This window comes from Anabaenopsis sp. FSS-46 (assembly GCF_029891665.1).
GTDB lineage: Bacteria > Cyanobacteriota > Cyanobacteriia > Cyanobacteriales > Nostocaceae > Anabaenopsis > Anabaenopsis arnoldii.
In genome coordinates, this window is the sequence record NZ_JANQDG010000016.1 from 65,966 (window position 1) to 74,691 (window position 8,726).

Annotated in this window: 7 protein-coding genes; 3 read left to right on the forward strand and 4 right to left on the reverse strand. The window is 41.0% G+C overall.

What is annotated here, in order from left to right:
• Positions 1–172: 172 nt before the first annotated feature.
• Entirely contained in the window at positions 173–1,234 is a 1,062-nt protein-coding gene (locus NWP21_RS01995; RefSeq protein ID WP_280791409.1) for a tellurite resistance TerB family protein, read from the reverse strand.
• Between the two features lie 470 nt (positions 1,235–1,704).
• Complete coding sequence (locus NWP21_RS02000) at positions 1,705–2,109, reverse strand: hypothetical protein (RefSeq protein WP_271734181.1); 405 nt, start codon at positions 2,107–2,109, stop codon at positions 1,705–1,707.
• 170 nt (positions 2,110–2,279) lie between these two features.
• Between NWP21_RS02000 and ppsA the strand changes: the two genes are divergently transcribed.
• Positions 2,280–4,727 (forward strand): phosphoenolpyruvate synthase, encoded by a 2,448-nt coding sequence (ppsA, locus tag NWP21_RS02005; RefSeq protein WP_280791410.1) that lies wholly within the window; start codon positions 2,280–2,282, stop codon positions 4,725–4,727.
• A 90-nt stretch (positions 4,728–4,817) separates the two neighbouring features.
• Positions 4,818–5,180 (forward strand): hypothetical protein, encoded by a 363-nt coding sequence (locus tag NWP21_RS02010; protein ID WP_271734179.1) that lies wholly within the window; start codon positions 4,818–4,820, stop codon positions 5,178–5,180.
• Positions 5,181–5,337: 157 nt separating this feature from the next.
• Here NWP21_RS02010 and NWP21_RS02015 read toward each other — a convergent pair whose 3' ends face one another.
• A complete protein-coding gene (locus NWP21_RS02015; RefSeq protein WP_280791411.1) occupies positions 5,338–6,144 on the reverse strand; it encodes an Rpn family recombination-promoting nuclease/putative transposase in 807 nt (268 codons plus the stop codon).
• Positions 6,145–6,156: 12 nt separating this feature from the next.
• On the reverse strand, positions 6,157–6,297 hold the full coding sequence (locus NWP21_RS02020; RefSeq protein WP_271734177.1) for a hypothetical protein: 141 nt from the start codon (positions 6,295–6,297) through the stop codon (positions 6,157–6,159).
• Between the two features lie 138 nt (positions 6,298–6,435).
• Here NWP21_RS02020 and NWP21_RS02025 point away from each other — a divergent pair, with 138 nt between their 5' ends.
• Positions 6,436–8,175 (forward strand): ABC transporter ATP-binding protein/permease, encoded by a 1,740-nt coding sequence (locus NWP21_RS02025; RefSeq protein ID WP_271734176.1) that lies wholly within the window; start codon positions 6,436–6,438, stop codon positions 8,173–8,175.
• Positions 8,176–8,726 lie beyond the last annotated feature (551 nt).

Sequence of the window (8,726 nt, forward strand, 5' to 3'; positions counted from 1 at the left end):
ATTACTCAGAGGATGTTTGTCAACTAAAACTTAAATTTTAAATTTAAAATTTAAGGTTGCGTTATAGCAACTGGATCCCCACAAGAGTTTTAACACTCTTATTTCCACCAGATTTCATTTAATTGGCCTAGAGAATTAAGCTAGAAGGGGGTTTTTCACCCCTTTGGAACTTTTAATCGGTTTCGATGAAGTCTATAGTTTCCACAAAATCCAAAATACTCTCCTTAATCTCCTCGGCTGCTTCTTTAATAGAACTGGGTTTTTCACCCCTATCAAAGCTTTCCTGACTGCTAACTATATATAAATAGTTAGAATGCATAAATGCTAAAAGCCCTCGGTATGCGTCTAGTCTGGTAGTATTACCGTTATTTTGTGCTTGGGAAATTGTTGACCCCTGGGGCATATCAATTAACGCAAAGAAAGAACCTTCAATAGCGTTTTTTAAATACTCAGTATATATGACTTCCGCCTTGGGCAGATTAGTAAAAATTACTTCTGGAACATACTTGTTGAGCAAAATTGACTGCAAATATTCTTCCTGCCCAATAGATTCTACCTGTTCTAGTTCTTCTGAGGATATGGGGTAATGATCAATTCTCAGCATAGTACCGAAACTATCAAAAAAGCCCACTACCCCGTCTTCACTTTTTACCTGACCTCCCTGCTGTGGGTCAACAGGAATGGGAACTGAAAAATTACCAGAGGGCGATTCATATACATCTTCGCCATAATCTCTGTCTATGATTATGTCGTTTTCATCTTCTAGGTAAAGTGCTTCTTCTCCTTCTTGATAGGCAGCAATTACTTCTTGTATAATTTCATGGGCTTCTTCATCTTCCAAGTCTAAGGCTTTCTGTAATTGCTTGAGATACGGCTGTTTGTCTTTGGGGATAATTAAATCGTCTTCATCTATAATCACCATTACCCCCACAGCAAAAGCATCTAGCACTAGTTCCAGGGTAAGGCTTTTACTCGCAACATTAAATAGGCTTCCCAGTCCCTCACTTGCGGCAATGTCTATCAGTCTATGAACTATTTGGGCAATTCCATCTTCTGAGTATTCCTCAAAAACTTCAAGGTCCCACAGGATACTCGCTAAAACTTCTGCATCCGCTTCCTCTATGGAATAATGAGCAATTTCTGTCACCACTGCCATCGCTGCTACTGCTTCTTCTGGAGTCAGTGATTCTTTGGTGGTCTTTGTAGAATTAAAAATCTGATCATATTTAGTCATAATTACTACCTCCTATTTCTTAAGTAGTACGAGCATATTAAAAGTCACAATGGTCACTTTCGTAATTTAGCTAACCTCTTGTACCAAGGATTCGCTATTGTTTAGTTAACTGGATATCTCATGAGTAACAAAGAGTGCCAATTAAGCCTACCATCTTTGTCAAACTCCTGATTGACCTGACCCTAAATTTCAGTCATACTAATATCCACAGCATATATAGTAATATTGCTGTTTTGTTTAACCCTGGGATTCTTAAATATTTTATCCTTAATATTTACTCTACAATTACTCTACAATTCAATTACCATAGCAGTAATTATCTCTTGCTGGAATGATCTGGTAAATTAATTTCATCTATGGTAAGAATTTTTAACCAGCTAGCAATAGATTTCTATACCATGAGCAAGATGTTACCTCTAAATTGTTTTTAATCATACACGAAAATTACGGATATATACGTAAAGTCCGCTTTAGTTTCTGGGTGGGTACACCCGTGCCTCAATATCTTCGAGAGTTTTTAATAATAAACGCTTCGCTTGTAATTGCCATCCCCACTTTTGGATTCGGAAAGCCGCTACACTCCCCAGCACACCTGCTAATAAAAGCACCGGTTGATTGACGGAAATTCCGAATAACAAACCTAACCCTGCAATGCCCCAAAATGGTAAGGCTACTGCTTGCCTTTGTTCTTCCACCAGATTAGTAATAATATTAGGTTTCATGGTAGCTAATAGTTCAGCTTTAACTTGCCTCTGTTCCACCATCGATACAGACAAACCGATTTTACGGCGCATTTTTTCAATTTTGCGGGCATCAGTACTGTATTGAGTTAGTTCATCTTCAGCCATTTGTAGTAGTCTTTCTAGTTGTGCCATTGTATGATCAATCTGGGACTGTGCTCTGGTTATGATCTCGAAAATTTAATTTTCTAACTATATTGTTGCATCTAATAGCACAATCTCAAGTATTAAGGATAAAATTAGACATGGGAAAAATATTTTAAGAATCACTGACAACCAAAGCGTCTACTTGAGAGGTAATACAGATGGTTACAGTATCTCAGAATACAGGTTTTCAATCTGATAAAGCGCGATCGCTCATTCTCTGGTTTGATGAAATTGGTATTAGTGATATACCCCTAGTAGGTGGGAAAAATGCCTCACTGGGAGAAATGATTCAACAACTGACACATCAAGGGGTAAACGTCCCCACGGGATTTGCTACCACCGCCTACGCTTATCGCTATTTCATCGCCTCAGCAGGGTTAGAAGCCAAATTACGTCAACTGTTTGCTGACTTGGATGTTGAAGATGTCACAAATTTAAAAGCACGAGGCAAAAAAGCCCGATTGCTAGTCATGGAAACACCGTTTCCTCAAGACTTACGGGATGCGATCGCCACCGCATATCTAAAATTATCTAAGAAATATCACCAAGACACAGATGTAGCAGTCCGTTCTAGCGCCACCGCCGAAGACCTTCCCGACGCTAGTTTTGCCGGACAGCAAGAAAGCTACTTAAATGTTGTCGGTGTAGAGGGAGTCCTAGCAGCTTGTCATCGTTGCTTTGCATCCCTATTTACAGATCGCGCCATTTCCTATCGCCACACCAAGGGATTTGACCACTTTAGCATTGCCCTCACCGTCGGCGTTCAAAAAATGGTCCGTTCCGACCTAGCCACATCCGGGGTCATGTTCTCCATTGACACCGAAACCGGGTTTAAAGATGCAGCACTAATTAACGCCGCCTACGGTTTAGGAGAGAACGTAGTTCAAGGAACCGTCAACCCCGATGAATACTACGTATTTAAACCGACATTAAAAGCAGGTTTTCGCCCCATCATCGATAAGAAATTGGGCAGCAAAGAGCTAAAAATGATTTATGATGATGGCTCAAAACATACAAAAAATGTCCCAGTCCCGGAAACAGAACAAGGTAAATTTGCCCTCAGTGATAGCGAAATTCTCCAACTGGCACATTGGGCTTGTTTAATAGAAGACCACTATACCCAAGCCAACGGTAATTACTCCCCCATGGATATTGAATGGGCTAAAGATGGGATTACTAATCAATTATTCATTGTCCAAGCCCGTCCCGAAACAGTCCAATCACAGAAAACAGGAAACCTATTACGCAGCTATCACTTGGTTAAAACCCATAAGGAAGCCAACCCCCCCCAACCCCTAGTGACTGGTCGCGCCATTGGCGAAGCCATTGCTCAAGGTAAAGTTAAGCTAATTTTAAATGTCAATAAGATTGAACAGTTTGAACCAGGAGACATATTAGTAACACAGAGAACAGACCCAGACTGGGAACCAATTATGAAACGCGCCGGGGCGATTATTACTAATGCTGGTGGGCGCACCTGTCATGCGGCCATTATTGCGCGAGAATTGGGAGTACCCGCAATTGTGGGATGTGGCAATGCTACAGCCATATTAAAAACCGGTCAAGAAGTCACCATTTCTTGCGCCGAGGGTGATGAAGGTAGAGTTTATCATGGCTTGTTACCCTTTGAAATTAAAGAAGTTGCTTTAGAAAACTTACCCCGCACCCGTACCCAAATTTTAATGAATGTGGGTAACCCCCAAGAAGCATTAAGTTTATCTGCAATTCCCAACGACGGAGTTGGTTTAGCACGCACAGAATTTATTATTGCTAACCACATCCAAGTTCATCCTATGGCCTTGATTCACTATGAAAAGCTAGAGGATGAAGTCAAAACCAAAATTGATCAAATTACCGCCCTTTACGAAGACAAACCCCAATATTTTGTCGATAAATTAGCCCAGGGTATAAGCAGAATTGCGGCGGCTTTTTATCCTAAGCCGGTAATTGTGAGAATGTCAGATTTCAAGACCAATGAATATGCTAATCTCTTAGGCGGTCAGCAGTTTGAACCCAAGGAAGAAAACCCCATGCTGGGTTGGCGCGGAGCATCACGTTACTATGACCCGGGTTACAGAGAAGGTTTTGCTCTGGAGTGTCAAGCCATCAAGGGAGTACGAGATGATATGGGTTTGACTAATGTCATCCCCATGATTCCCTTCTGTCGCACTCCCGATGAGGGGCGTTTAGTGTTGGCGGAAATGGCAAAAAATCATCTCAAACAAGGTGTTAATGGCTTACAGGTTTATGTTATGTGTGAGTTACCTAGTAATGTGATTATGGCTGAGGAGTTTGCACAAGTTTTTGATGGCTTTTCTATCGGTTCCAATGACTTAACCCAGCTAACCCTAGGATTAGATAGAGATTCGGCATTAGTAGCACATTTGTTTGATGAACGCACCCCAGCAGTTAAGCAAATGGTCAAAATGGCTATACAATCCGCTAAAAAGCAGCAGCGTAAAATCGGCATTTGTGGACAAGCACCCAGCGATTACCCAGAATTTGCGCGGTTTTTAGTGGAAGAAGGAATTGATTCTATTAGTCTTAATCCCGATTCGGTTTTAAAAACACTATTGGAGATCGCTAAGGTAGAGGAAAATATCTAAAATCGGCATTTAACCAAATAAGTTTGCTTAAAAACGTGGTAAATGTAATTTCAGGTAGATAACCACGTTAACAATTACTACAATAAATTTATGCCCACTGAAGATAAATGCTGTACCATTGTCCCCTACTTCCAAGTTAATAGTGGGAAGCTAGACGCTTTCAAGGATTTGTGTGAGCAGTTTGTCAAAAAAACTAGTGAGGAATCTAGGTGTCTCTATTATGGATTTAGTTTTGATCAAGACCAAGTTCACTGTCGTGAAGGGTATGAAGATGCAGAGGGACTGCTAACTCATCTTGATAATGTTGGTTACTTACTCGAAGAAGCCCTGAAAATTGCCGAGCTGACTCGTTTGGAAATTCACGGACCAGAAGCAGAACTAAGTAAACTCAGGGAACCCTTAGCCGACTTGAAGCCCCAGTTTTTTACTCTTGAGTATGGTTTTAGACGTTGACAAAGCCCCAAGGCTAATTAATGGGCCTTGTTGACGGAAATATCAACACTAAGCAGGGCAATATGGTTATTGTCCTGTTATACTAAACCCTAGCTAAGTCGGTGGCAAATGTTTCCGCGATGAATTTAGTGATGTTGTCAAACATCACTAAATTCTATCATGGCTGGTATTCTTGCTGTAATTTTTGTACTACTTCTACAGATAATCCGGTAACTCGCGCGATCGCTTCTATTGTCATCCCTTCCCCTAGCAAGTTGAGGGCTATTTCCTGTTTCCCTTCCTGTATACCCTGTTGCATACCCTGTTGTATACCTTGTTGTATACCCTCTTGTTTCCCTTCAGTTCTAATCAACTGATAAATCACTGATTCGCGCATAATATCCTGCCGTAATAAGCGTTGAATCACTTCTTGCTTCAATACTAACCCAGCTAAAACTGCTGTGGATGCTGTCAGATTACTTTGCATTCTCTTGTCAGCTACTTTGTTGATTTCATCAGCCACCCTTTGTAATGTTGTCGCTTGATTATTAGTATTACTTAGCACTGCAAATGGTAGTAATCCTGCACTCCCTAAAAATACTGCTGTTGGTTGTTCCCACAGCCGAATTACCCTAAATTCATGTTGTAAGCTGTCAATTTCAAATCTGTCTTTATATACCTCTGGTGATTTAGTCTGTGTTAAATAAATCACTACTTGCTGCATACTTTTTTGGGGAAAGCGGCGATACACTCGCAGGCGATAATCCGCCATCCGGAAGGGAATGGACGCATCTGGCTGGGTTTGGAATTCTAGATGTAGAATTACCTCCTCTGATTGCAGTAAAATCAGAGCATCGGCACGGATAGGCTCACTAGATAGTTCTTTAGGACTTAACTGGGTTAAGTCTACAGGTTTTCCCAATAGCCATGTTGCTAAGTCGGTGGCAAATGTTTCCGCGATGAATTTACAGATGTTGTCAAACATCACCAAATTCTATCATGGCTGGTATTCTTGCTGTAATTTTTGTACTACTTCTACAGATAATCCCGTAACTCGCGCGATCGCTTCTATTGTCATCCCTTCCCCTAGCTTAAGGGCTATTTCCTGTTTACCTTCCTGGATACCCAGATCGCTCAAGAATTGCGTGTACCACTGAACTTTGAAATCTCCAGACTACAATCTAAATGGGTATCTGTGTTTAATTTCCGTGTTTTGCGGTTTTCACTTTGGCGAATTGTCATACAGAATTACTATTAGATGTTCTTAAACTTGGCAATGAGTACAATAACCCCACCAAAACGATTAGACCCTCAATTGTGGCAAAAATTTCTCAAGCTAGCCAAACCCTACTGGTTTTCGGAAAAAAAATGGCAAGCTAGGGGATTACTAGGACTGTTGCTAGTCTTGGCACTAGCTGTTAATGGTATTAATGTCAGTATTAGCTTTATTTTCCGGAATGTTGATACTGCTTTGGCGACTTTTCCCCAAACGCAAGATACATCAACTTTTTGGCGATTTATTACCATTTATGCGGGGCTATTAGTCGTTGGTACTCCCATTGTTGTCATGTTTGGCTATCTGCAAGACAAGTTGGGTTTACAATGGCGGGAGTGGTTGACAAACCATTTTATTGATAAATACTTCCAAAATCGTGCTTATTACCAAATTAATTTTAATCAGAAAATTGATAACCCAGACCAGCGGATTGCTGAGGATATTAGAGCATTTACCCGGACTAGTTTATCTTTTTCATTACTGATTCTGACATCAGTTATTACTTTAATCTCTTTTACTGGGGTTTTATTATCTATTTCTGTTTCCCTATCGGTGGCTCTGGTCGTGTATGCTATCTTTGGGACTGTGGTAACCGCTTGGCTGGGTCAAAGGTTAATCGGCATTAATTTTAATCAACTCAAACGCGAGGCTGATTTTCGTTATGGTTTGGTTCATGTGCGGGATAACGCCGAATCCATCGCTTTTTACCAAGGTGAAACAGAAGAAATACTACAGCTTAAACAGCGTTTTTTACAGGCTATTCGTAACTTTGAGTTGTTGATCAATTGGCAACGGAATTTAGGCTTTTTTACTACCAGCTATAATTATTTTGTTTCAGCCCTTCCTTATTTGGTGATTGCACCAATTTACTTTGCGGGTGATACTGAATTTGGGACATTTACCCAAGCTGCGATCGCCTTTAGTCAGATTTTCCGGGCTTTATCTGTGGTGGTGAGTCAGTTTGAAAATTTAACAGCTTTTGCAGCGGGGATTGAACGGATGGGGGACTTAGCCGCAGTCCTGGAAACCACAAACCAAACCCCATCAGGAATGACGACTATTGATATCACAGAAGATTCTCACCTAGCGTTGCGTCGTGTGACCCTGTTGACCCCCAACTATGAACGCACTTTAGTTCGGGATTTACCATTCAGCTTACAACCGGGTGAGGGTCTGGTAATTGTGGGTCATAGTGGTAGTGGTAAGAGTTCCTTATTAAGGGCGATCGCCGGATTATGGAATGCGGGGACTGGTCAGATTATCCGTCCTGCTTTATCGGAGATCATGTTTTTACCCCAACGTCCTTATATGGTTCTAGGTTCGTTGCGCAGTCAGTTACTTTACCCCAACCCTGACAATGATATCAGCGAAAGTAAAATGCGCCATGTCTTAGAAGAGGTGAACTTAGCAGAGTTACCAGAAAGATTTGGAGGCTTTGAAATTGAGTTAGATTGGGCTAATGTTCTCTCCTTAGGTGAACAACAGCGCCTAGCCTTTGCGCGACTCCTACTAAGTAGACCTAGCTATGTCATCCTAGATGAAGCTACAAGTGCGCTGGATTTAGCTAATGAGAAGAAGCTGTATGAACAACTTAAAGCCAAGGAAACCACATTAATTAGTGTGGGACACCGCCCCAGTTTGTTACAATATCATGAGTATGTATTAGAACTCGATGGCAGCTCTAATTGGCGGTTTTTACCCATATCCGAATATACTCTTGATTTCAATGCTTTTAGTTAATTCTTAACCACTCCTGATGCACATTCACCTCAGACAAAATTAAAAATGTCTCAGGTGTTTTGATTGCGAAAAAACCCTGTTCAACAGCATTTGTGCTGTTGAACTATGGGTTAGATAGGAGTAAATCAACAAGGACTTATGATTCTACGTGTCCCTTTTGCGAGAAGAAGGGATTGGTGGAGATCACTACAGAGAATCTAGCAGCAATCTTCAAGTCATAGAGCAGAATTAACAGAAGTATCGGAATTACTACCGCAGTTAATGCTCTTGAAGTGTAGTAAAGCCTGGACTATAAAGCCCACAAGTCTTTTACAATCAATACTTTAACAAATAAAATCCCATTCATGTGGCCAAATTGGCGTTTTTTTTATCGTTACCGGATTAATCTGCTATATAAAACCTAGACAAAGCTAGACTTTACTTTCTACTTCAACGGGAGCATGGGAGCGGTTATCCCTGGTGTAGACTTGCACGCCTTAGCCAGACGCGATATTTCTCAAGTTAAGATTTACAAGAAAGACCACCGCTATCATTGCTTGGTTTTCGCGTTG

Excerpts from the sequence above, each read along its gene's own strand:
- NWP21_RS01995 (WP_280791409.1), bottom strand. The coding sequence starts at position 1,234 with ATGACTAAATATGATCAGATTTTTAATTCTACAAAGACCACCAAAGAA.
- NWP21_RS02000 (WP_271734181.1), bottom strand. The coding sequence starts at position 2,109 with ATGGCACAACTAGAAAGACTACTACAAATGGCTGAAGATGAACTAACT.
- ppsA (WP_280791410.1), top strand. The coding sequence starts at position 2,280 with ATGGTTACAGTATCTCAGAATACAGGTTTTCAATCTGATAAAGCGCGA.
- NWP21_RS02010 (WP_271734179.1), top strand. The coding sequence starts at position 4,818 with ATGCCCACTGAAGATAAATGCTGTACCATTGTCCCCTACTTCCAAGTT.
- NWP21_RS02015 (WP_280791411.1), bottom strand. The coding sequence starts at position 6,144 with ATGTTTGACAACATCTGTAAATTCATCGCGGAAACATTTGCCACCGAC.
- NWP21_RS02025 (WP_271734176.1), top strand. The coding sequence starts at position 6,436 with ATGAGTACAATAACCCCACCAAAACGATTAGACCCTCAATTGTGGCAA.